20 protein-coding genes and 1 pseudogene are annotated in these 21774 nt (G+C 79.0%); 11 read left to right on the top strand and 10 right to left on the bottom strand.

Annotated elements, in window-relative coordinates:
• Positions 1–45: 45 nt before the first annotated feature.
• From mbhE to Q0848_RS11080, 6 genes are read left to right on the top strand one after another with little or no spacing between them, the layout of a single operon-like run.
• On the top strand, positions 46–2859 hold the full coding sequence (gene mbhE, locus Q0848_RS11055) for a hydrogen gas-evolving membrane-bound hydrogenase subunit E (RefSeq protein WP_299037499.1): 2814 nt from the start codon (positions 46–48) through the stop codon (positions 2857–2859).
• Complete coding sequence (locus Q0848_RS11060) at positions 2856–3311, top strand: sodium:proton antiporter (protein ID WP_299037501.1); 456 nt, start codon at positions 2856–2858, stop codon at positions 3309–3311. The genes mbhE and Q0848_RS11060 overlap by 4 nt, the downstream gene beginning before the upstream one ends.
• Positions 3308–5023 (top strand): proton-conducting transporter membrane subunit, encoded by a 1716-nt coding sequence (locus Q0848_RS11065; RefSeq protein ID WP_299037503.1) that lies wholly within the window; start codon positions 3308–3310, stop codon positions 5021–5023. Before Q0848_RS11060 ends, Q0848_RS11065 begins: the two co-directional genes overlap by 4 nt.
• Entirely contained in the window at positions 5020–5559 is a 540-nt protein-coding gene (locus Q0848_RS11070) for a Na+/H+ antiporter subunit E (protein WP_299037505.1), read from the top strand. Before Q0848_RS11065 ends, Q0848_RS11070 begins: the two co-directional genes overlap by 4 nt.
• Positions 5556–5813: a monovalent cation/H+ antiporter complex subunit F gene (locus Q0848_RS11075; protein ID WP_366146559.1), complete on the top strand. Its 258-nt coding sequence runs from the start codon at positions 5556–5558 to the stop codon at positions 5811–5813. The genes Q0848_RS11070 and Q0848_RS11075 overlap by 4 nt, the downstream gene beginning before the upstream one ends.
• Positions 5810–6241, top strand: a complete 432-nt coding sequence (locus tag Q0848_RS11080) for a monovalent cation/H(+) antiporter subunit G (protein ID WP_299037509.1) — start codon at positions 5810–5812, stop codon at positions 6239–6241. Before Q0848_RS11075 ends, Q0848_RS11080 begins: the two co-directional genes overlap by 4 nt.
• 40 nt (positions 6242–6281) lie before the next feature.
• Here Q0848_RS11080 and Q0848_RS11085 read toward each other — a convergent pair whose 3' ends face one another.
• The 4 genes and pseudogenes from Q0848_RS11085 to Q0848_RS11100 all read right to left on the bottom strand — a co-directional run.
• Positions 6282–7862: a threonine/serine exporter ThrE family protein gene (locus tag Q0848_RS11085; RefSeq protein WP_299037511.1), complete on the bottom strand. Its 1581-nt coding sequence runs from the start codon at positions 7860–7862 to the stop codon at positions 6282–6284.
• Entirely contained in the window at positions 7859–8866 is a 1008-nt protein-coding gene (locus Q0848_RS11090; RefSeq protein ID WP_299037512.1) for a VWA domain-containing protein, read from the bottom strand. Before Q0848_RS11090 ends, Q0848_RS11085 begins: the two co-directional genes overlap by 4 nt.
• Complete coding sequence (locus Q0848_RS11095; protein WP_299037514.1) at positions 8863–9930, bottom strand: DUF58 domain-containing protein; 1068 nt, start codon at positions 9928–9930, stop codon at positions 8863–8865. The genes Q0848_RS11090 and Q0848_RS11095 overlap by 4 nt, the downstream gene beginning before the upstream one ends.
• A pseudogene (locus Q0848_RS11100) lies at positions 9927–10895 on the bottom strand (AAA family ATPase); the annotation flags it as partial. The pseudogene Q0848_RS11100 and the gene Q0848_RS11095, both read right to left, overlap by 4 nt.
• Before the next feature lie 242 nt (positions 10896–11137).
• Here Q0848_RS11100 and Q0848_RS11105 point away from each other — a divergent pair.
• Together Q0848_RS11105 and Q0848_RS11110 are read left to right on the top strand one after the other, a co-directional pair.
• On the top strand, positions 11138–12490 hold the full coding sequence (locus Q0848_RS11105; protein ID WP_299037517.1) for a hypothetical protein: 1353 nt from the start codon (positions 11138–11140) through the stop codon (positions 12488–12490).
• A 77-nt stretch (positions 12491–12567) separates the two neighbouring features.
• Complete coding sequence (locus Q0848_RS11110) at positions 12568–14814, top strand: GGDEF domain-containing phosphodiesterase (RefSeq protein ID WP_299037519.1); 2247 nt, start codon at positions 12568–12570, stop codon at positions 14812–14814.
• A gap of 80 nt (positions 14815–14894) precedes the next feature.
• On the opposite strand, the gene Q0848_RS11115 is transcribed toward Q0848_RS11110, so the two are convergent.
• Positions 14895–15215 carry a hypothetical protein gene (locus tag Q0848_RS11115; RefSeq protein WP_299037521.1) on the bottom strand — a complete coding sequence of 107 codons (321 nt, stop codon included), beginning with the start codon at positions 15213–15215 and terminating at the stop codon, positions 14895–14897.
• Between the two features lie 289 nt (positions 15216–15504).
• On the opposite strand from Q0848_RS11115, the gene Q0848_RS11120 reads away from it, so the two are divergent.
• The 3 genes from Q0848_RS11120 to Q0848_RS11130 all read left to right on the top strand — a co-directional run bounded on the left by Q0848_RS11120 (position 15505) and on the right by Q0848_RS11130 (position 18403).
• Entirely contained in the window at positions 15505–16146 is a 642-nt protein-coding gene (locus Q0848_RS11120) for a hypothetical protein (protein ID WP_299037523.1), read from the top strand.
• Positions 16147–16242: 96 nt separating this feature from the next.
• Positions 16243–17133, top strand: a complete 891-nt coding sequence (locus Q0848_RS11125; protein WP_299037524.1) for a helix-turn-helix domain-containing protein — start codon at positions 16243–16245, stop codon at positions 17131–17133.
• An 82-nt stretch (positions 17134–17215) separates the two neighbouring features.
• Entirely contained in the window at positions 17216–18403 is a 1188-nt protein-coding gene (locus Q0848_RS11130; protein ID WP_299037526.1) for a hypothetical protein, read from the top strand.
• 145 nt (positions 18404–18548) lie between these two features.
• On the opposite strand, the gene Q0848_RS11135 is transcribed toward Q0848_RS11130, so the two are convergent.
• The 5 genes from Q0848_RS11135 to Q0848_RS11155 all read right to left on the bottom strand — a co-directional run bounded on the left by Q0848_RS11135 (position 18549) and on the right by Q0848_RS11155 (position 21721).
• Positions 18549–19379 (bottom strand): hypothetical protein, encoded by an 831-nt coding sequence (locus tag Q0848_RS11135; RefSeq protein ID WP_299037527.1) that lies wholly within the window; start codon positions 19377–19379, stop codon positions 18549–18551.
• Positions 19379–19888 (bottom strand): FABP family protein, encoded by a 510-nt coding sequence (locus Q0848_RS11140; protein WP_299037529.1) that lies wholly within the window; start codon positions 19886–19888, stop codon positions 19379–19381. Before Q0848_RS11140 ends, Q0848_RS11135 begins: the two co-directional genes overlap by 1 nt.
• Positions 19889–20014: 126 nt before the next feature.
• The gene (locus Q0848_RS11145; RefSeq protein ID WP_299037531.1) at positions 20015–20143 is read right to left on the bottom strand and encodes a hypothetical protein; all 129 of its coding nucleotides are present in this window, start codon (positions 20141–20143) and stop codon (positions 20015–20017) included.
• Between the two features lie 61 nt (positions 20144–20204).
• Positions 20205–20501 (bottom strand): hypothetical protein, encoded by a 297-nt coding sequence (locus Q0848_RS11150; protein ID WP_299037533.1) that lies wholly within the window; start codon positions 20499–20501, stop codon positions 20205–20207.
• A gap of 80 nt (positions 20502–20581) precedes the next feature.
• Complete coding sequence (locus tag Q0848_RS11155; RefSeq protein WP_299037534.1) at positions 20582–21721, bottom strand: folate-binding protein YgfZ; 1140 nt, start codon at positions 21719–21721, stop codon at positions 20582–20584.
• Between the last annotated feature and the right edge of the window lie 53 nt (positions 21722–21774).

Below are 21774 nucleotides of genomic sequence, written 5' to 3' on the forward strand. Positions count from 1 at the left end.
GACAGCGCCCGCGCCCGCGGCGACGGCGCGGACGGCCGCCGCCTGATGCCCCTGGTCGTCCTGCTCGCCGGCCTCGTCGCGCTCGCCGCGGCGGCCCCGGTCCTGGGCCGGGCCCTGGGCCGCAGCTCCTGCCTGGTCCTCGCCGGGGGCCTCGCGGCCGCCTCCGCGCTCGCGCTCGCGCTCGCGCCCGGCGTCGTGGCCGGGCGGGACGTGGTCGTCTCCGCGCCCTGGCTGCCGTCGCTCGGGGTCAGCGCGGCGCTGCGCCTGGACGCCGTCGCCCTGGTCTTCGTGCTCGTCGCCCTGCTGGTGGGCGTGCTCGTGCTCGTCTACTGCGCGCGCTACCTCGACGACGAGGAGGCGCGCGGGCCGGTGCCCGCCCTCCTCGTGCTGTTCGCGGCGTCCATGACGGGTCTCGTCCTCGCCGACGACCTGGTGCTCCTCTACCTCTGCTGGGAGCTCACGACGCTGTGCTCCTTCCTCCTGATCTCGACCGCCGGGGCGGACGCGACGGCGGCCGGGCGGCAGGCCCTGCTCGTCACCGTGGCGGGCGGGCTCTGCCTCCTGCTGGCCGTCGTCCTCGTCGCCGCGGCGACCGGCACGACGAGCGTCTCGGAGCTGACCGCGCAGCCCGAGCGCCTGCTCGGCTCGCCCCTGGCCCTCCCGGTGGCCGCCCTCGTCGTCGTGGCCGCCGCCACCAAGTCGGCGCAGCTGCCCGTGCACTTCTGGCTGCCCGGCGCCATGGTCGCCATGACGCCCGTCAGCGCCTACCTGCACGCCGCGACGATGGTCAAGGCCGGCATCTACCTGCTGGTGCGCACCAGCAGCGTCTTCGCCGGCGAGCCAGCCTGGACGGCCGTGCTCGTCACCCTCGGCCTCACCACCGCCCTCGGCGGCGCCCTGCTGGCCCTGCGCGACCACGACCTCAAGGGCGTGCTCGCCTACTCGACGGTGAGCCAGCTCGGCCTGCTCGTGGCGGCCGTCGGGGTGGGCACGCCCGAGGCCCTCGCCGCGGCGCTCCTGCACACGGTCGCCCACGCCCTCTTCAAGGCCACGCTCTTCATGCTCGTCGGGATCGTCGACCACGAGACGGGGCAGCGCGACGTCCGCGACCTCGCCGGCCTGCGGAAGGTCATGCCCTGGACGGCGGCCGCCACGGGCGTGGCCGCCCTGTCCCTCGGGGGCGTGCCGCCCCTGCTCGGCTTCGTCAGCAAGGAGTACCTCTTCGAGGGCTACCTGACCGCCGGGCCCGCCGCGTGGGCCGGGCCGCTGGCGGTCGGCGCGGCCGTGGCCGCCTCAGCCCTGACCTTCGCCTACGCGGCGCGCGTGGCCCACGGCGCCTTCGGCGGCGGGGAGCTCTCGCACCCCGGCCTGCACGAGCCCGCCCGCCTCTTCGTCGCCCCCGCGGCCGTGGCGGCGCTCGCCGGCCTCGTGCTCGGTCCGGCCGTGTCGTGGCTGTCCCCCCTGGTGGCGGCCGCGACGGCGGACGCCCTGCCCGGAGAGGAGCCGCCGGAGGTCTACCTCTGGCACGGCCTGACCCCCCAGCTCGGGCTCTCGGCGCTGACGCTCGCGCTCGGGGTCCTGCTCTTCTGGCGGCGCGACGACGTGGACCGCCTGCTCCAGCGGCCCCGGCTGCCGTCCGCGGCCGACGCCTTCGAGCGCGCGCACTCCGGGCTCGTCCGCCTGGGCGACGCGGTCGGGGCGCCCGACCGGGCCGGCGGCGCGCCGGCGCAGCTCGCCCGCCTGCTCGTCGCACTCGTGGTGCTCGCCGGGGTGGGCGCGGCCGTCCTCGGCCCCCAGCCGGCGCGCGTGGCGCTCGACGACCCCGTGGGCTGGGCCGTCCTCGCGCTCGTGGCCGCCGTCGTCGCGGTCGCGGTGGTCGTGCGCTCCTCGCTCGTCCTCGTCGCGGTGACCGGGCTGGTCGGCCTGCTCGTCACGCTGTGGCTGCTGCTGCAGGGGGCGCTCGACGTCGCCATGACGCTGCTGCTCGTCGAGGTGCTGACCGCCGTGGTCGTCGTCCTCGTCCTGCGCGGCTCCCCGCGCCGGCTGCCGCGGACCCCGCCGCGCCGCGCCGTCCCCACGGCCGCGCTGGCCCTCGGCGTCGGGCTCGCGGCGGGGGCCGGCACCTACGCGCTCACGGGACGGCGGGAGCTGTCCGACACCGGCGCCACCGTCCTGGCCCGGGCGGAGGAGCTCACGGGCGGGCTGAACGTCGTCAACGTCGTGCTCGTCGACCTCCGCGGCCTGGACACCCTCCTCGAGTCGGTCGTCGTGGGGGTCGTCGCCGTCGGGCTCGTCGTGCTCGGGCGCGGGCCCGCCGGACGCCGCGCCGGCCCGCCCGGCCCCGACCCCGTGACCGAGGACCTGGTCCTGCGCGTCGGCACCCGCCTGCTCGTGCCGCTCATGCTCGCCCTGTCGGCGTTCCTGCTGTGGCGGGGCCACGACCAGCCGGGCGGCGGGTTCATCGCCGCCCTCGTGACCGGCACCGCGGTGGGTCTCGGCCACCTCGCCGGCGGGCGCTCGCCCCTGGCCCGCACCCCGCGGGTCATGCGGCCCAGCACCCTCGTCGGCGCCGGCCTCCTCGTCGCGGTCACCACCGCGCTGGTGCCGGTCCTGGGCGGCGGCGCGCTCTTCGAGCCCTTCGACCCGCCGCTGCTCAGCGCGCTGGGCGTCACGTCCGCGCTGCTCTTCGACGTCGGCGTCTACCTGCTCGTCCTCGGGCTCGCGGTGGCCGCCGTCAGCTCGCTGGACGCCGGGGCGCCGAAGGTCGACGGGGCGCGGCACCAGCGGGCGGCGACGGCGCCCGGCCCGTCCGGCGAGGCGCCGGCGCCCGAGCCGGCCGGCGAGGGGGCCCCGAGGTGACCACCGCGCTGCTCGTCGCCGTCCTCGCCGCCGGCGGGACCGCCCTCGTCCTCCAGCGCGGGCCGCTGAGGCTCGTCATCGGCTTCGTGCTGCTGGGCCACGTGGGCACCGTCCTCGTGCTCGCCTCGGGCGGCGGCGACCGGCGCGGCGTGCCCCTGCTCGGCCAGGGGCCGGAGGACGTCCCGCTCGGCGACCCGCTGCCGCAGGCCTTCGTGCTGACGGCCGTGGTCATCGCCTTCGCCATCACCGTGCACCTCCTGGGCGTCCTGCGCGCCGAGGAGTCCGCCGCCGAGGACGACGAGGAGGACGCCGACGTGGAGGTCGAGCAGGAGCGCCGCGCGCGCAGCCGCCGCGCCGAGCAGGGCGCCGACGGCCCGTCGAGGGCCCGCGAGGTCGCCGCGGACGAGGCGGGCACGCCCGCCCCGGGCGACGACGGGACGGGCGCGTCGTGAGCGGCGAGGTGCTCGTCGTCCTGCCCGTCGTGCTGCCCCTGCTCGTCGCCGGGGCCCTGGTCCTGGTGCGCGGGGCCACGCGCGGCGGGTCGCCGGCGCTGGCGCGCTGGGCCGGCGTCGTGACGACCGGCGCGGTCGGCGTCGTCGCCGGCGCCCTGCTGGCGACCACCCTCGGCGGCGAGGTGCCGGCGGTGCGGGTGGGCGGGTGGGCGCCGGGCATCGCCATCGCGCTGGCCGCGGACGTGTTCTCCTCCGCGGTGCTGCTGGCCGTCTCGCTCGTCGTGCTGGCCGGGCTCGTGCACGCCCGCGGCACGGGCGAGGACCGGGCGCCGGCGCTCGTCCCCCTCGTGCTCGTCATGGCCGCCGGCGTGCACGGCGCGCTGCTCACGGCGGACCTGTTCAACCTCTTCGTCTTCGTCGAGCTGATGCTCGTGCCCAGCTACGTGCTGCTGCTGCTCGGCCGGCGGCGCACGAAGCGGCGGCTGGCGGCGGCGCGGCTCTACGTGTCGGTGAACCTGCTCGCCTCGACCGTCTTCCTCGTCGGCGTGGGCCTCGTCTACGCGGCGACGGGGACCGTCGCCCTCGGCGAGCTCGCGCAGGGCGAGCCGACGCCCGCCCGCCAGGCCGCGGTGTGGCTCCTGCTGCTGTCCATGGGCGCCAAGTGCGCCGCCGTCCCCCTGCACGGGTGGCTCTCGCGCTCCTACGCGGTCGCCGGCCCGGCGGTGGTGGCCATCTTCTCCGGCCTGCTCACCAAGACCGGCGTCGTCGTGCTGGTGCGCCTGGACGCGCTGCTCGTCCCGGAGGGCTCCGCCGTGCCCGCGGTCGTGCTCGTCGTCGGGCTCGTCACCGCGGTCGTCGGCGTGCTCCTGGCGGTCGGCGAGCACGACGTCACCGCCGTCCTCGTGGCGCACATGGTCAGCCAGGTGGGCTACCTGCTCACCGGCCTGGGCCTGGCCACGACGGCGGGCACGGCGGCGGTCGTGGTCTTCCTCGTGCAGTACGTCCTGGTCAAGGCGGCCCTGCTGATGGTCGCCGGGGCGCTCGAGACGCGCTACGGCACCGGTCGCCTCGACGACCTCGGGTCCCTCGCCCACCGCGAGCCCGTGCTCGCCGCCGCCTTCGCGCTCTCGGCCGCGGCGCTCGTGGGGCTGCCGCCGACCTCCGGCTTCGTCGGCAAGCTCGGGCTGGTGACCGCGGCCGGCGAGGACGGGCGGTGGGTCACCGCGGCGGTGCTGGTGGCGGTCAGCCTGCTCACGCTCGTCTCGATGCTCAAGCTGTGGGACCGCGTCTTCTGGGGCCCCGCGGAGGCCGCCCCGGCGCTCGCCATGGCGCCGAGCGGGTCCGGCGCCGCCGACGACGCCGACCCGGGCCGCACGGCCGGCGTCACGCCGCAGGCGCCCGCGGGCCGGGCCGGGGCCGGGAGGCCGGACGCCGGCCCCGACGCCGGAGCCGGCTCGGGCCCCGGCCCCGGGAGCGCCCGGGCGCCGGGAGCCGACGGGTCCGGGTCGGACGCCGCGGGCTCCGACGTCGCCGGCGGCCGCGGCGGCCACCGCGAGCGGGTCGCGCTCGTCGGACCCCCGCTCGTGCTGGGGGCGCTGGCCCTCGTGGCCGGCGTCGGGGGCGAGGCGCTGCTCGTCGTGGGCGCGGCGGCCGCGCAGGGGCTGGCCGACCCCTCGGCGTGGGTGGCCGCGGTGACGGGCGGCGCCCCGTGAGCGTCCTGCGGCAGCTCGGGCGGCTCGTCGCCTTCACCGCCTGGTACCTGGGCCGCTTCCTGAGCTCCAACCTCGTGGTCACCCGCGAGGTCGTCTCCCCCGGCACCGACGTGGCCCCGGCGGTCCTGGACCTCCTGCTGCGGTGCCGCACCGACGTCGAGGTCGCCTCCTACATCGCGCTCGTCGGGCTCACCCCGGGCACCCTCGTCCTGAGCAGCGACGACCAGCGGGAGCGGGGCGGCGGGGCGCGCGTCGGGGTCCACGTCATGCACGCGGCGGACGCCGGGCAGGCGCGCGCGGAGCTGCGCGATCTCGAGGCGCGCCTCCTGCGCGCCCTGCGCCGCCACCCCGACCCCCTCCCGCCGGAGCCCGACGAGAGCGGCCGCGACCAGGACCCCAGGGCCCCGGACGGACCGCCCCCGGCCGACCCGGACCGGAGCGGAGCGGTCCGGACCGAGCCGGCCCGTCCCGCCCGGAACCACCCCGCCCGGAACGACTCCGCCCGGACCGACCCCGCCCGGACCGAGGAGGACTGATGGTCGTCGAGACGGCCCTCGTGGTCATGGCCCTGTCCCTGGCGGTGGCCGCCTGGCGCGTCGTCGTGGGCCCCAGCGACGCCGACCGGGTGCTCGCCGTCGACCTCGGCTTCATCGTCGTCGTGTGCTCCATCGCGCTCCTGGCGGTGCGCGCGCGCACGCCGGCGCTGCTGGACCTCGTCCTCGTCGCCACGCTCGTGGGCTTCCTCACGACCGTGGTGCTCGCCCGCCTCGTCGCCGGGAGGGGCCGGTGAGCGGGGACGCGCTGGGAGAGGTCGTCGCCGTCGCCGCGGACGTCCTCGGCCAGGGGCTGCTGCTCGCGGGGTCGCTGCTCGTCGGGGTGGCGGCCCTGGGGCTCGTGCGCCTGCCGGACGTCTACTCCCGCATCAACGCCGGCACCAAGGCGGCCGCCCTCGGGCTCGTGCTCGTGCTGCTGGGCGGCGTGGTCCTCGCGCCGACGGCCGGCTCGGTCCTCGTCCTCCTCGTGGCCATCGCGCTGCAGCTGTTCACCGTGCCGATCGCCGGCTTCGAGATCGCCCAGGCGGCGCGCCTGACCGGCACGCCGGTGACCGGCCGGACGCACCACGACGAGCTCGGCCTACCGGGCGCCGGCGCCACGGGCGCCGCCGACGAGGGCCCCGACGGGGAGCCCCCCGGGGCCGGGCGCGGCGCCCGGCCCTGACGAGGGCCGCGGCGGCGCGACGGGCGCGGGCCGCGGGGGCTCAGCTGGTGAGCGGCGCCTGCCGCCGGCGACGACCCACCTGGTCCAGGCCGCGCTCGACGGGCGCCGCCAGGGAGTCCCCGAGGGAGACGCCCGCGCCGATCGCCAGGGCCACGGCTCCCGCCTCCGCGAGCAGGACCAGCCCCGTGATGACCGTGCCGGTCGTGAACTCCACCAGCGAGGTGTAGATGGTCAGGCCGGGCAGCAGCATGATCGTGCCCGGGACGACGACGGCCAGCGGCGTCGCGCGGCGCCGGAGCGCGGCGACCCGGCCCACGGCGCCGATGGTGATGGCCGCCACGAGGGTGCCGGCCGCCCGCGGCCCGGCCGCGTCGTCGGACAGGCTCAGCGCCACCTGGCCGGCCATCGCGGCGACGGCCGTGGCCGCCAGCAGCCGCGGCGGCGTCCGGTAGGCCACGGCCGCCGCGGAGGCGCCGAGGGCGGTGGACAGCAGGAGCACCGGGAACGGCGTCAGGGCGCCCCCGACGGCGGCGGCCGCGGCCTGCGGGTCCACCCCGGGCACGCCCGCCCGTCGCGCCAGGTCGAGCGACAGCACGACGCCGGCGATGATGGCCGCCGCCGTCATGAGGACCGTGACGAGGCGCGCGGCCGCCGTCACGGGGAAGCTGCGCAGGGCGTCCTCCACCGCCGCCACGAGGGTGGCGCCCGGGAGCAGGACGATGATGCCGCTGGCGACGACGAGCGCCGAGGGCGGCACCTGGCCGGCGAGCGAGGGCGGCAGCAGGTCGGCGACCAGCGTCAGCACCGACGACAGCGCCCCCGCCACGAAGGCGCCCGCCCCGACCGTGAAGAAGGCCGGGGCCCCCGCCCTCGACATCGCCCGGGCCCCGGCGTCCACGGCCACGGCGAGGCCGAAGCCCGTGAACAGCGCGAGCGGACCGCCGCCGAAGCGGACGACGACGGCGACGGCGAGCAGGCCCCAGGCCACGCGGACCATCCATCGCCGGTAGGGACGCGGGCTGCTCTCCACCTCGGCCAGCCGCACGGCCACGTCGCTGCGGTCCAGGCGCCCCTCGACGAGGTCCAGCACGAGGGCGTGGGCCTGGCTGAGGCGCGCGTACTCCGTGCCGGCGGAGCGCACCACCTGCAGCCGCACCACCGGCAGCACGCCCTCGGGCGCGTAGGCGACGGTCACCGAGGAGTACGTGAGGTCGACGTCGAGGTGCTGCTCCTGCAGGCCCAGCGCGACCGCGGCGGCGACGACGCTGGACTCCACCTCGGCGGTGCCGGACCCCGAGCGCAGCAGGAGGACCGCCAGGCGGAGCACCAGGTCCACCGACCGCTGCGGGTCGACCGGCGCGGCCATCCGGTACGGGGAGGAGAAGGGCGTGCCCCGCAGCCGGTCCACGATGAGGACCGGTCGGGTCTGCTCCTCCGAGCCGATGACCCGGCGCCTCCAGCCGGCCGTGCGCGGCTGGCCCGCGACGCGCGGCACCCCGGACGGCGTCACCGGGGCCGACGGCGTCACCGGGGCCGACGACGTCACCGGCGTCGTCGGCGACGCCGGTGCCTCGGCCGCGGGGCGCCGCAGGGCGCCGTCGAGGTCGTCCTGGTCGGTCACTGCGAGATCCTCCCGAACCACATGAGCGAGCCGAGCGCGGAGAGGACGACGAGCGCGAGCGCGAGCCCCGTCCACCGCGCCGTCGTCTCCTCCTCCTCCACCACCGTGCCGATGGAGGAGCCGATGTCCTGGTACACCTCGTCGAGCTCGCCCGCCGACTCGGCCTCGTACGCCTGGCCGCCGGTCGTCTCGGCGATCTCCGCGAGCTCGCGCTCGTTGACCGGCACGGGCGTGCGCACGCCCTCCTGCACGATGACGCCGCCCGGGGTGCCGAAGGCGATGGTCGAGACGGGCACGCCCGCCTCGGCGGCCGCGCGGGCGGCGTCGGCGTTGGTGCGGCCGACGGTCGTCTCCCCGTCCGAGAGCAGCACGACCGCGGCCGGGACCGGGGCGGTGGGGTCGTCGGGGTCCGGCGGGGCCTGCTCGACCGCGGACAGGGCGGTGTAGAGACCCTCGCCGATGCCGGTGTAGGAGGCGAGCTCGAGGCCCTCGACGCCCCGGGCCACGAGGCTGCGGTCGGTCGTGGGCGGCACGAGCACCTGCCCGGCGCCGGCGAAGGCCACGAGGCCGACGTTGAAGCGCGGCGGCAGCTCCTCGACGAAGGCCAGCGCCGAGCGCTGGGCGGCCGTGAGCCGGTCGGGCTCGACGTCGGTGGCGCGCATCGAGATCGAGACGTCGACGGCGAGGACGACCGTGGCGCGCTCGCGGGGCACCTCCACCTCGCCGAGCGGGCGCGCGAACCCGACGGCCGCGGCGCCCACGCCGGCGACCAGCCCGGCCGCGACGACGTGGCGCCGCCAGGCAGCGCGGCGCGGCGCCACCGCGCTGAGCACCGGCAGCGCGGAGAACCGCAGCGCGTTGCTGCGGCGCCGCCGCTGGGCCAGCACGTGCGCGGCCACGAGGAGCGGCACGAGCAGCAGCAGCCACAGGCGCTCGGGGGCGAGGAAGCCCGTCACCAGGCCGTCGAGCGGACCGCCGTCCGCCGCGGCGAGCACCCGGCTCACGACCGGCCCGCCATCCGGTCGACGGCGCGCGCGGTCCGCCGCTGCGCCAGCACGAAGCGCGCGGTGGCGGCCACCCAGTCCTCGTCGGTGGCCAGGCGCAGGTGCGCCGCGCCGCACCGCCGCAGCGCGGCGGCGACCCGCTCCCGGTGCTCGGCGCCCGCGGCGGCGAAGGCCGAGCGGACCTCGGCGCGGCCGGTGTCCACCTCGACGACCTCGCCCGTCTCGGGGTCGACGAGGTCGACGACGCCGACGTCGGGCAGCTCGGACTCGCGGCGGTCGACGACCTCGACCGCGAGCACCTGGTGACGGGCGGCGAGGCGGCGCAGCGCCCGCTCCCACGGCGGGGGCGGGCCCCCGGGGAGCCCCTCGCCGTCGAGGAAGTCCGAGACGACGACGCGCAGCCCGCGGCGCCGGTGGGCCGCGCCGAGCCGCTCGACGGCGGCCGCGAGGTCCACGACGGGGGCGCCCGGCGCGGCGGGCGCGCCGCGCCGGGCGCGACGGGGCGGCTCGGGCAGGGGCGCGGGCTCGGCCAGGGAGCGGACCAGCAGCTCGCGCAGGGCGGCGTGCAGGGCCGTCCGCCCCGTGCGCGAGGGACGGCGCACGACCCCCTCCTCGTCCAGCACCCACGCGCCGAACCGGTCCCCGAGCCGCGTCGTCAGGTGCCCGACGACGGCCGCGGCCGTCACCGCGAGCTGGCGCTTGTCGCTGGTCGCGGTGCCGAAGGCCATCGAGGGCGACAGGTCCACCAGCACCCACGTCTCCAGCTCGCGGTCGGCCACGACCTCGCGCACGTGCGGCTCGCCGGTCCGGGCGGTGAGCGGCCAGTCCATCCGGCGGACGTCGTCCTCGCCCGCGCGGTAGGGGCGGCTGTCGGCGGGCTCGCTGCCCGGGCCGGTGCGCACGCCGAGGTGCTCCCCGCGCAGGAAGCCCTCGAGCCGGCGCACGACGGCGAGCTCGAGGCCGCGCAGCGCGCGGGCCCGGCCGAGGACCGCGGTGGCCGCTGCGCGCTCGTCGGGGGCGCCCGTCGTCGCACCGGTCGTCGCCCCCCGGAGCTGGGGGCTCACCGGCGCGGACCGCCGACGGGGACGGGAGGGGGCACCGCGGCGACGAGGCGGGCGACGACCTCCTGGGCGGCGACGCCGTCGGCCAGCGCGTCGAGGGACAGGACGAGGCGGTGCGCGACGACCTCGACGGCCAGCTCGCGGACGTCCTCGGGCAGCACGTGGTCGCGCCCGCGCACGAGCGCCAGGGCGCGGGCGGCGGCGAGCAGGCCCAGCGAGGCGCGCGGGCTGGCGCCGGACTCCAGCAGCGGCGCGACGTCGGGGGCCCCGTAGGCGGCCGGCGCGCGCGTCGCCATGACCAGACGCACCACGTAGTCGCTGACGAGGGGGTGCACGTAGACGCCGTCCGCGGCCGCCTGCAGCTCCAGGACGCGCGCGGGCTCGAGCACCTGCCGCGCGCGCGGGGGCTCGACGCTCATCCGGCGCAGGATCTCCGCCTCGTCGGCGGCGCCGGGCAGGGGCACGTCCACCTGCAGCAGGAAGCGGTCGCGCTGCGCCTCGGGCAGCGGGTACACGCCCTCGGACTCCACGGGGTTCTGCGTGGCGATGACGGTGAAGGGCTCGGGCACGGCGTGGGTCTGGCCCGCGAGGGAGACCTGGCGCTCGCCCATCAGCTCGAGCATCGCGGCCTGCACCTTCGCCGGCGCGCGGTTGATCTCGTCCGCGAGGACGACGTGGGTGAAGACGGGCCCCAGCTCGACGCTGAAGCGCTCCGTGGCGGGCGACCAGATGCGCGTGCCCACGATGTCGGAGGGCACCAGGTCCGGCGTGAACTGGATGCGCGTGAAGCTGCCCCCCAGGACGGTGGCGAACGAGCGCGCCGCCAGCGTCTTGGCCGTGCCGGGGACGCCCTCGAGCAGGACGTGGCCGCGGGCCAGGACGGCCACGGCGAGCCGCTCGACCATGCCGCGCTGCCCGACGACGACCCGCTGCGCCTCCGCGACCGCCTCCGCCAGCCCAGCGGCGGCGGGGCCGGAGCCGGTCGAGGTGGAGCCGGTCGAGGTGGAGCCGGTCGAGGTGGAGCCGGTCGAGGTGGAGCCGGTCGAGCCGGAGCCGGTCGGGCTGGCCGGCGCGGTCCCGGTCGGGTCGAGGTCGGCGGTCGGCACCCGCCCATTGCACCACCTCGGCGGGGCGGCACCCGGGGGTGGCGGCGCCGCCCTCCGCGCCGGCGCCGGGGAGGGCGGCGCGGCGCTGTGGTCTCATGGCCCGCGTGAGCGCGGAGCCCGACGCAGCGGCCGGGTCGCCGTCCGGCGGGGAGCCGGGCGACGCGGCTCCCGGCGGCGCCCGGGCCGAGCACCCGGAGGACCTCCCGGCCGAGCAGGGGCCCGGCGGCGCGGCCCCCGGCCACGTGCTCCCCCTCCAGCCCGGCGACCCCGCGCGGCTGGGCCCCTACGCCGTCGTGGGCCGCCTGGACCCGGGCGAGGGCACGACCCGGGCTCTCGACCGGCGGGGCCCGGACCTCGTGGGCGCCCCCCGGCCCGACGCGGCCGAGGCCGCAGCGGTCCTGGCGGCGCACGCGCCCGACGGCACGCCCGTCCGGGTGGTCCTGCTGGGGTCGGGGCCCTCGGGCGACGCCGCGGCGCGCGACCGCTTCGGCGCCGCCGTCGCCGACCTCGGCGCGCAGGGGCGACTGCTCGGCTCCTCGCTCGCGGGCCCCTGGCCGTGGGCCGCGACGAGGGCCTCCGACGCCCGCTCAGCCGCGCACCTGGCCCGCTCGCCGCTCGCGGCCCCCGGGCTCGCCGGGGACCCGCCGCGCGGCCCCGCCTTCGCGCCGCACTGGTCGGGCGGGACGAGGCCCGAGCCGTCCGCCGCCGTCCCCGCGCCCCCGACCGGGGCTCCCGCCCGGGACCGCCGCCCGTGGCTGCTGTCGGCCCTGCTGGGGCTGCTCCTGCTGGCCGCCGTGGTGCTGCTGCTCACGGGCGCCTGCGAGCCCTCGGCGCAGGAGCCCGAGCCCGCCCCGAGCAGCTCCCGGCCCGCTCCCGAGCCATCCCCGCAGCCGAGCCCCGAGCCGACGGCGCCCCGGGCCCCGACGCCCGGGGACGGCGAGCCGGCACCGGGCGAGGAGGGCTCCCCGCTGCTGCTCGGCCCGGGCGTCGTCGGGCCCTCGTTCGGACCGGGCGAGGACACCGAGACCCTCACGCTCGAGGACCTGCCGTTCTCCTTCCGGGTGCCCGCCGGGTGGTCGTGCGAGCGCGCCGACCTGCCCTCGCCCGTCGTCCGCTACGACTGCGCCTCCCCGGACGGGGCGTCCGGCGGCGCCGTCCAGCTGCAGCCGTGCCCGGTCCCCTGCGGGCAGCAGGCCTGGGAGGCGCTGCAGGACGTCCTGGCGCCCGGGGCCACCTGGTTCGAGGTCGACCCGACCACCGTCGCGGCCGAGGACTCCCTCCCCGGCCGCGAGGACTCCTACCGGCTGCGGATGAGCCACCTGCTGGTGGCCGGGGAGCGCGAGGAGTCCGACCTGGCCGCGCTGGACTCGCACCTGTACGCCGAGTTCTGGTCGCCCGCGTCCGACCGCGGGGACGTCCAGGGCGTCGTCAACGACCTGCGGGCCAACACCCCCTGAGCCACCGGACGGGCCGGCGGGGCGGGGCCCCGGGGGAGCTCGCACGCGCCGGGCGGTCGGCGACCTACGCTGGCCCCATGGGCGCAGGGGGGTCGGCGCCGGCGGCGCGGCGCCCGGGTGCCCCCGCCGGGGCAGCGGTGGTCGTCGGCGCCCTGGGCGTGGTCGCGACGCTCCTGTCCCCCGCCGCGGTGCGCGGGTGGGTGGTGCTCGCGGTGCTGCTGCCGTCCGGGCCGCTCGTGGCCCTGGCCGTGCGCCGCTTCGCCCCGCAGCGACGGACGCAGTGGCTGCTCGTCGCCGCCGCCGGTGCCGCGCTGTCGGCCGCGTGGCTCGGCGTCCTCCTGACCTGGATCCCCCTGGCCTCGGCCGCGATGCTCGTCGTCTACCTCTGCCTGGGCACCTCCGCGCACCTGGCGCTCGGCACCGAGGGCCGCCGCGGGTGGGTGCTGGCGGTCGACGTCGCCGCCATCGCCGTCGTGGGCGCGGCGGGCGCGCTGTGGGTCCGCGGCCTGGTCGGCGGACCGGCCGCGCTCCAGGCCGCGCTGCTGGCCGCGGGCGACCTCGTCCTGCTCGCCTACCTCGTGGCGCTCCTGCACTCCCGGGCGCGCGTCACCGCCTCGGTGGCCGCGCTGGTCGGCTCCCTCGCCGCGCTCGAGCTCCACCACGTGGGCATGTGGATCGACCCCGGCGACGACGGCGCGTCCCCGTGGTCCAGCGCCCTGGTGGTGGCCGCCGTCCTCGCCGTGACCGCCGCGTGGCACCCGAGCATGGCCGCCTTCGGCGACGTCGTGAGCCCGCTCGTCGCCCCGCGGCGGCAGGTCCTCGTCATGGTCCCCGCCGTCGTCGGCCTGCTGGCGGCCGTCGCCCTGGCCGCCCTGGGCGTCCTGCCCCCGCCCCCGCCGGCCGTCGTCCCGGTCGTCGCCGTCGCCGCCCTCGCCGCCGTGCTGCTCATGACGACGAGCTTCACGCTCTCGGCGGAGGTCGACCGGGAGCAGCTGGAGACCGACCCGCTCACGCGCGCCGGCAGCCGCGTCGCCCTCGAGCGCCTGCTGGGCGCCCAGATCCACCAGGGCACCGCGCCCGTCCACCTGGTCGTCGTCGAGCTCGACGAGGTGTCGGTGCTCGCGCGCCGCCAGGGGCGCCAGGCCGCCGACGAGCTGCTCGTGCGCAGGGTCCGCGACCTGGCGGAGGGCCTGCCGGACGCCGTGGTCTGCCGGACGGGGCCGCAGACGCTCGCCGTGGTCGCCCCCACGGCCTCGCGCGTCCGCCGCGACGAGACGCCGCTCGGGCTCGTCGCCGCCGTGCGGGCGCAGCTCGGCGCCCCCGTCGGCGAGAGCGGCCGGGCGCCCTCCACGACCGCGGCCGTCCTCACGGTGCCGCCGCGGGCGGAGGTCTCCCCGGGCGGGCTGTCCACGCGGGAGATCGTCTCGGCCCTGCTGCGGCACGCCGAGCTGTCGCTGCTCGTGGCCCGCGACCGCGGGGTGCCCGTCGAGGCCGACGTCGCCCGCGACGGCGCCTACGAGCGCGCGCGCCGCCTGGACAGCGACCTGGCCGCCGCGCTCGCCGGCGTCGAGCAGATCGCCGTCCACTACCAGCCGCTCGTGGACCCGCGGACGGGCGCCGTCCGCTCGCTCGAGGCGCTGGTGCGCTGGGAGCACCCCGAGCTCGGCCCCGTGCCCCCGGACGACTTCCTGTGGGCCGCGAGCCTGCAGGGGCGCGCGCGCGACCTGGACGACCTCGCGCGCCGACGGGCCCTGGAGGACTTCGCGGGGTGGCGGGCGGCCGGCGTGGAGCCGGAGCACGTCGCGGTCAACCTCTCCGCGCAGAGCCTGGAGTCCCCCGACCTCGTCGAGCGCGTCACCGCCGACCTGGCCGCGAGCGGCGTCGAGCCCGAGCACCTCGTCCTGGAGGTCGTCGAGCAGGAGGAGCTGCGCGACCTGCGCGCGGTGGCGGAGCGGCTGGTGCGGCTGCGCCGGCTCGGGCTGGGCGTCGCGGTGGACGACTTCGGCGTCGGCCACGCCGCGCTGCAGTACCTCCTGCACCTGCCGGTCACCGCCGTGAAGCTCGACCGCTCGCTCGTCGCCGAGGTGCTGACCCCCGCCGGGCGGGCCCTGCTCGGCTCGGCCGTCGCGCTCTCCTCCTCCCTGGGCGCCGAGGCCGTCGCCGAGGGGGTCGAGTCCGCGGAGCAGATGCGCGCGGTCGCCGACCTCGGCTTCGCCCTGGCCCAGGGCTACTACTGCGGGCGCCCCCGGCCGGCCGACGAGACGGCGGCCCTGCTGGCCACGCACGGGGCGGGTCGGGGCGCCGCCGCCCCGACGCCCCTGTGACGCAGCGGCCGGTGGTCCGCCGCGGTCGCGGCGGGCAGGGCTGAGCCCGCCCCCGGGGCGGGCCCGATGCCCGGTCCGGGCTACAGGTCGTAGGCGCCGGTCGAGCGCACGAGGTCCACGCGCGCCTCGTCCTCGGCCCAGCCGGCCCGCACGAGCGCGGCGCCGGCCGCGTCCTGCACGACGTCGCGGGCCGCGACGTCGGTCTCGGCCTCCACGAGCAGCACCAGGTCCGCCCCGCGGCCGTCCTCGTCGACGCGCACGTCGCGCGCAGCGGGGTCCTCCTGCCCCGTCTCGAGGGCGGGCTCGGGCAGGTCCAGGTCGCTGCGCAGCTGCTCGACCGCCTCCCGGGACACCGGGGCGGCGAAGGACAGGACGACGTCGACGCGGTAGAGCGTGGGCATGCGGCTCAGCATCCCCTCCCGCGCGGGCCGGCGCCCGTCGTCCCGCACGGCGTCGTGCCCCACCGCCCTCCTCCGGCGCCGCCCTCCTCCGGCGCCGCGCTCCTCCGGCGTCGCCCTCGTCCGGCGTCGCCCTCGGACGTCGCGGGGGGATCACCCGTCCGGCCCTGTCGCCCCGCGTCGTCGCACATCGAGGACATCTGCGGCGACACCCGCCGATACCCTGGTCGGCACTGGTGGTCGGCGTGCGCTGCGCCGGCCACCCCGGCGCAGGACGGGCGAGGTGGGGCAGATGACCGGGCAGACGACCGGCGGGACGACCGGGCAGGCTCCGGGGACGACGAGCGCTCCGGGAGCGGCCCTCACCGGGTACCGCGAGGGCGGCTCGCGGCGCATCGACCGGGTGCTCTCGCCGCCCTTCGTCCAGGGCCTCGCCGACCTGCCGGACGCCGAGCTGCGCGAGCGCCGGGACCTGGCGATCGCCGAGGAGGCCGACCTCGCCTACACCCGCCGCCTCGTCGACGGCCGGCTCGCGCTCCTGCTCTCCGAGCGCGCTCGCCGGGAGCGCTCCGAGCGCAGCGCCGACCTCGGCCAGCGCAGCGACGACGAGATCGTCGCCGGCCTCGTCGCCGCGCTGCTGAGCCCCGCGCCGGACGGCGCCGGGGGCAACCAGGACGACGCCGCCCGCGAGGTGGTCGACGCGCGCGACATGCCCGTCGTGCCGAGCAACGCGGGCATCTACCACCGCGACGCGGAGCGCGCCTTCGCCGACATCCGCTTCAGCGACCTCGGCTCCCTCGAGGACGCCGACCTGGTGGAGCACGCGGCGCTGCTGTCCACGCTCGAGCAGCGCCTGACGGGCGACCGCGGGCGCGTCCTGGAGGTCCTGCGCCTGCTGCGCCGCGAGGCGGACGCGCGCGCGCACACCCGCTGACGTCCGCCCGGACGGGGAGCAGGTGCTCGCCCGGACGGGGAGCGGGTGCTCGCAGCCTGCTTGCCAGAGCAAGCACCCCGGGCGCACGATGGGTCCATGACCAAGGTGCTGGGCGTGGACGTGGGCCGGGTCGGCGAGCTGGGCGGCGCGGTGGGCGACCTGGGCGGCTTCCTGCGCGAGCAGCGCGAGTCGGCCCAGATGTCCCTGCGGCAGCTCGCCGCGGCCGCCGGTGTCAGCAACCCCTACCTGAGCCAGGTCGAGCGCGGCCTGCGCCGTCCCAGCGCCGAGGTCCTCCAGCAGATCGCCCGCGGCCTGCGCATCTCGGCCGAGGCGCTCTACGTGCGCGCCGGCATCCTCGAGGAGCGCCCGGGCGACGGCGGGGAGGTCCGCGCCGCGGTGCTGGCCGACCCCTACCTCTCCGAGCGCCAGCGCGAGGTGGTCCTGGAGATCTACACGACCTTCCGCGCCGAGAACGCGCGCTCGGAGGTGCCGCCGACGGCCCCCTCCCCCGCCGCGGACGCCCCGGGCGGCGAGCGCCCCTCGGCCCCCGCGGGCGCGGCGGACGAGAGCGGCGCGCCCGGCGACGAGCCCGCGCCGCCGCGCCGCCGGACGCCGCGTCGCACCGCTCCCCGCGCCACCGGCACCGCGCCCCGTCCGTCCGACGACCACGCGCCCGAGGGCGGCGCCGCAGGCGGCGCGGACGAGGACGGCGCCGCGAGCGGCCCGGACGACAGCGAGGCGGGTCGACGGGCCCCCGCCCCCGCCCCCGCCCCCGCCCCCGGCCGGGCGCGCTCGGCGCGCTCCCGGCGCCCCGGCGCCGCCGCCCGCGGCGAGGAGCCCCCGGCGGAGCAGGCGCTCGCCCCCCGAGCGGCGACCGAGGAGGCCGCGACGGGCGCGCCGACCGAGCCCTCCCCCGAGGACGTCGGAGCCCCGCGCGCCCCGTCCGCACCCCCGCAGGTCCCCAGCCAGGACCCGCGCTCGACCTGACCCCCCTCCGCGGGGGCTCCGGCGCCCGCGAGCAGCCCGTCCCTCGCCCTGCGCCCGTGCTCCACGACCCGGAAGGACCTCCATGGCTCTGTCCCACGACCTCCGCAAGACCGCTGCCGACCTCGGGTACACGCTCGCCGGCGTCGCCGACGTCGCCGCGGAGCAGGCGAAGGGCCTGCAGGAGCGGGCGCGCACGCGCCGCGACGAGGTGGTCTCGCGCGACTACGTCGCCGAGGCCCGCGCGGCCGCCGGGCGGCTCCAGAGCGCGCCCGCCCTGGCTGTCGCCAAGGGCCTCGAGGTGGCCAGCCGCACGCAGGGAGCCGTGGACGGCCTGTCGGCCCGCGGCCGCCGGCTCGTGGAGCGCAGCCAGGCCTCGGAGACCGTCGAGGAGGTCGTGGAGCAGGCCGAGGTGACCCTCGACCGAGGCCGCCGCACCGCGCGCACCGCCCAGCAGGGCGCGGAGGACGCCGCCCGCACCGCCACGCGTCGCACCCGCCGCACCGCCGCCGAGGCCCTGGACCCCGAGGCCTCCGACGAGGGCGGCCCGAGCACCAGCGCGGCCGCCGCCGCCGGGCGGCGCAGCGGGACGGCCCGCCGGACCACGACGGCGCGCACGACGACCGCGGACGGCGGGAGCACCGGCGCCCCCTCCACCGGCGCGAGCACCAGCACCGGCACCGGCACCAGGAGGACCACGGCGGCCGGGGGCGGCGGGACGCGGCGCGGCGCGGGCGAGGCCGGCGGGACCAGCGGCGTCGCGGGGACGGACGGCGGGGCCACGAGCGGGGACGCGGCGAGGGCTGGGACGCGGAGCGGCACGGCCACGGGCCGTGCGAGCGCCGGTGAGACCGACGGCCGCGGCGCGCCCGTCGCCGGCACCCGGCGACGCGCCTCGGGCGGGACCGCAGGGCGGAGGAGCGCCGCCGCGGGCGCCACGTCGAGCGGTCCCTCGTCCAGCGGCTCCCCCTCGGGGACCACCGCGTCGGAGGGCGCGGTGTCCGGTGCCCCCGGCAGCGAGGGCACCGCGGCGGCCACCCCCGGGACGACGTCGGGGAGCGCCACCTCGGCTGCGGGTCCCCGCACGGGGCGCCGCGGCGGCACCGGCGCGGGCGAGGCCCGGGCCACCACGAGCGTCGCGCGGCGCCGCGCCGAGGCGGCCCGCGCGGCGGCGGCCGGCACGGCCGACGCCGCGCAGGAGACGGCGGAGGCCGCGGGCGACGCCGTCCGCCGCACGGCCCAGGAGGCTGGGCCCGAGACCTCGGGGTCCTGAGCTCGGTCGGCTTCCCGCCGGTCGGCCCGGCCCCCGGCTGCCGTGCCGACCAGCGGGTCTCGGCCCCACGTCCCCGTCGTCGGGGGCGGCGCGGGGCCGCTGGTGACCCCGGGGGACGAGTCCTTCGCTCAGCCGCCGACGGGCGTCACCGCCAGGTCAGCAGGTCCTCGGGGACCAGGTCCTCCGGCAGGAGGTCGTCGGGGACAAGGTCCTGGGGGACCAGGTCCTCGGGCAGCTGGTCGCCCAGGTCGCGCAGACGCTCCTGCACCTCGTCGGGCAGGACGCCGCGGTCCAGCTCGCGGAGCTGCTCGAGCGAGCCCTGCAGCCCCTCGGCGGAGGACAGCGACCCCAGGGAGCTCAAGGACCCCAGCGAGGCCAGCCCGGGCAGCGACACCGTGCCGAGCAGCTCCTCCGCCCGCTGGGCGAGGTCCAGCTGCTCCCGGAGGTCGTCGCGCGCCGCCTCCACCTGGGGCAGCAGGTCCTCGCCCTGGATGTCGGCGAGCCGTCCGCGCGCGGCCTCGCTGGCCGTCCGCACCTCGCCGAGGCCGTCGAGCGCCCGCCGCAGGGCCGCCAGGTCCAGGCCCCGCCCCGTCGTGAGGGACGTCCGCGCGTCGTCGACGCCCCCGACGACGCGCTCGAGCCCGGGGAGGCCCTCGTCGGCCAGCCGGTCGACGGCCACCGACGCGGTGGTGAGGGCGGTGAGGTTCTCCCCGCCGAGGGGGAAGCGGCTGGCGAGGCGCCAGAGCGGGTCGTCGGTGGCCTCGAGCGCGCGCTGGCTGCGCTCCCGCACGCGCGCCACCGAGACCGCCAGGGCGTCCGGGTCCACGGACGTCACCGCGGACGTGATCGCCGGCACCTCCTCGCGCACGTCCTGCAGCGCCGAGTACGCCACCCAGCCCCGCGAGGCGGTCCAGGCGCCCGCCGCCAGGACGAGCACGACGCCGACCAGCAGCACCCACCCGACGGCGCGGCGCATCAGACCTTCTTCAGCCTCGCGGAGGCGTACGAGCGCATCGGGGTCGTGGGCGTCGCCACGTCCAGCGCCCAGAGCAGGTCGCCGTCGACCGCCCCGTAGATGCGCTGGCCGGCGGTGTACGTCCCCGTCGAGGTCGACGTGCGCGCCACGAGGTCGGTGGTGAGCTCGACCTTGGTGCCCGAGGCGCGGCCGACGTAGATCTCGACGGCGCCCTCGGGCTGGGCCAGCAGCAGCTCGACCTGGACGCCGCCGCTGCCGTCGTCCCCCGTGCGCCAGACGCCCGACTCGGACGTCATCGGCTCGGTGGGAGTGCCGTCGTCGTCGAGGTACCAGCTCTGCGCGCGGTAGGCGAGCCCCCCGCGCCCGTCGTGGGCCAGGACGACCTCCTGCCCGAAGCGGCGCTCGGGGACGTCGTCGTAGCCGACGACGCCGGCGCCCTCCCAGCGGCCCTCCATCCAGGCCAGGGGCACGAGGGAGGCGGGCAGGTCAGCGCGGATCTCGAACGGCATGCGGGCTCCTCCGTGGTGTCGGTCTCCCCGGGCCGGGGCGGCCGGGGGCGGGCGCCCGGGTGCGTGCGGCTCCGCCGGGCGGCCAGATCGTGCCCCGTCCACCCGGCGGGAGCGAGCGGAGCCAGGTCAGCGCTGACCGGTGAACAGCTTGTAGACGACGTAGACCGAGAACCACCCGATGACCAGCGAGGACAGCACCAGCAGGGACGTGTAGAAGACCTCGAGCGCGTGGAGGTCGTCCTGGGTCAGCTCCATGCGCGAAGGGTAGCCCTGCCGCGCCGCGAGCTCGCCCGGGGCCGCCAGCGCCCCGGGGCCGTCAGCGGGAGGGGCGCCCGGCACCCGCCGGACGGCCGAGGCCGTGCGCGGCGGCGCGGCGCCTCGCGCGCAGCCAGGCCGCCGCCGCGACGGCCGCGAGCGGGGGCACGAGGAGGTCCGCCACGGTCACGCCGCGACCGGGGGCGAGCTCGACGAGCACGGCGCCCTCGACCGGTCCGTTGACGAGCCACCACGCCACGCCGGCCGCGAGCACCGCCCCGACCGACCAGGCGGCCGGGCACCAGAGCGCCACGGCCGTCGCGCCGAGCAGCGACAACAGCACCACCCCGACGACCACCGCACGACCGTAGTGCTCTGCGGCCCAGCGCACCTCGCCGACCGGGCGGCCGTCACCCGCGCTGGTCGCCCGGTCGGCGGTCAGGGAGCGACCACGAGCTCCTGGGCGGCGGTGACCGCCCCTCCCGCGGGGAGCGCGGCCAGCAGCACGGCGTCGGCCGGGGTCGAGCGCTTGACCACGGCCAGCGCCACCGGACCGAGCTCGTGGTGGCGGGCCGCGGTGGTCACCGCGCCCACCGCGCGCCCGGGGGCGCCGTCCTCGCCCGTCAGGGAGACGACGCTGCCGGCGGGCGGCAGGTCGTGCCCGTAGCCGTCCAGGTGGAGCGCCACGAGCCGGCGGGGCGGGCGGCCGAGGTTGTGCACGCGCGCCACCGTCTCCTGGCCGCGGTAGCAGCCCTTGCGCAGGTGCACCGCCGTGCGCAGCCAGTCGAGCTCGTGGGGGATGGTGCGGTGGTCGGTCTCCGCCCCCGCGCGGGGGCGCCAGGCCTCCACGCGCAGGGCCTCCGCCGCCCAGGTCCCGGCCAGGTCGCGGTCGGCGGTGAAGCCCACCAGCTCCTCGCGCGGCACGAGCACCTCGCGCCACGCGCGCGAGGCCCCGGGGTGCTCGGCGTCGGGGACGGCGGCGTACGCCACCCCGGACGGCGCCGTCGCCGGCCACGGGTCCACCCAGGCCAGGGGCTCCCCCGGGGCGCTCTCGCGCCGCACCGGCTCGCCGACCACGGCCACGCGGTCGGTGACGTCCTCGACCTCCACGCGCAGCATGAACCGCATCCGGTCCAGGAAGGTCACGAGGGCGGCCTGCGCGCCGGGCTCCACGGTGATCCACGTCGCCTCGCCGTCGTCGACGACGTGCATGGCCTGCTCGACGTGGCCCTTCGGGCTCAGCAGGAGGGCCTCGGCGCTGGTGCGGGGCGCCAGGTCGGCGAGCGCCTGGGTGGTCAGGGAGTGCAGCCACGAGAGGCGGTCCGGCCCGGCGACGCGCACGACCCCGCGCGTGGACAGGTCCACGAGCGCCAGGCCCTGCTGCAGGAGCCGCTGCTCGCGCACCGGGTCCCCGTAGTGCCAGGCCGTGCCCGCGTCGACCCCCTCGGCCGGCACGGCGCCGGGCAGGTCGAGCAGGGGGGACGCCGGCTGCGCGGGTGCCGCGTCCGGCCCGGCTCCGGTGCTGTCCCCGGGGGCGGGTGAGGCCTCGGGCGGGGCGGAGGGGGTGCTCGCCGTCATGGCCGTGCCAGCGCTCGCCGGTCCGCGGCTGTTCCCCGCGCCCGCCCGGGCCG

This window comes from uncultured Pseudokineococcus sp. (assembly GCF_947495735.1).
Taxonomy (GTDB): Bacteria; Actinomycetota; Actinomycetes; order Actinomycetales; family Quadrisphaeraceae; genus Pseudokineococcus.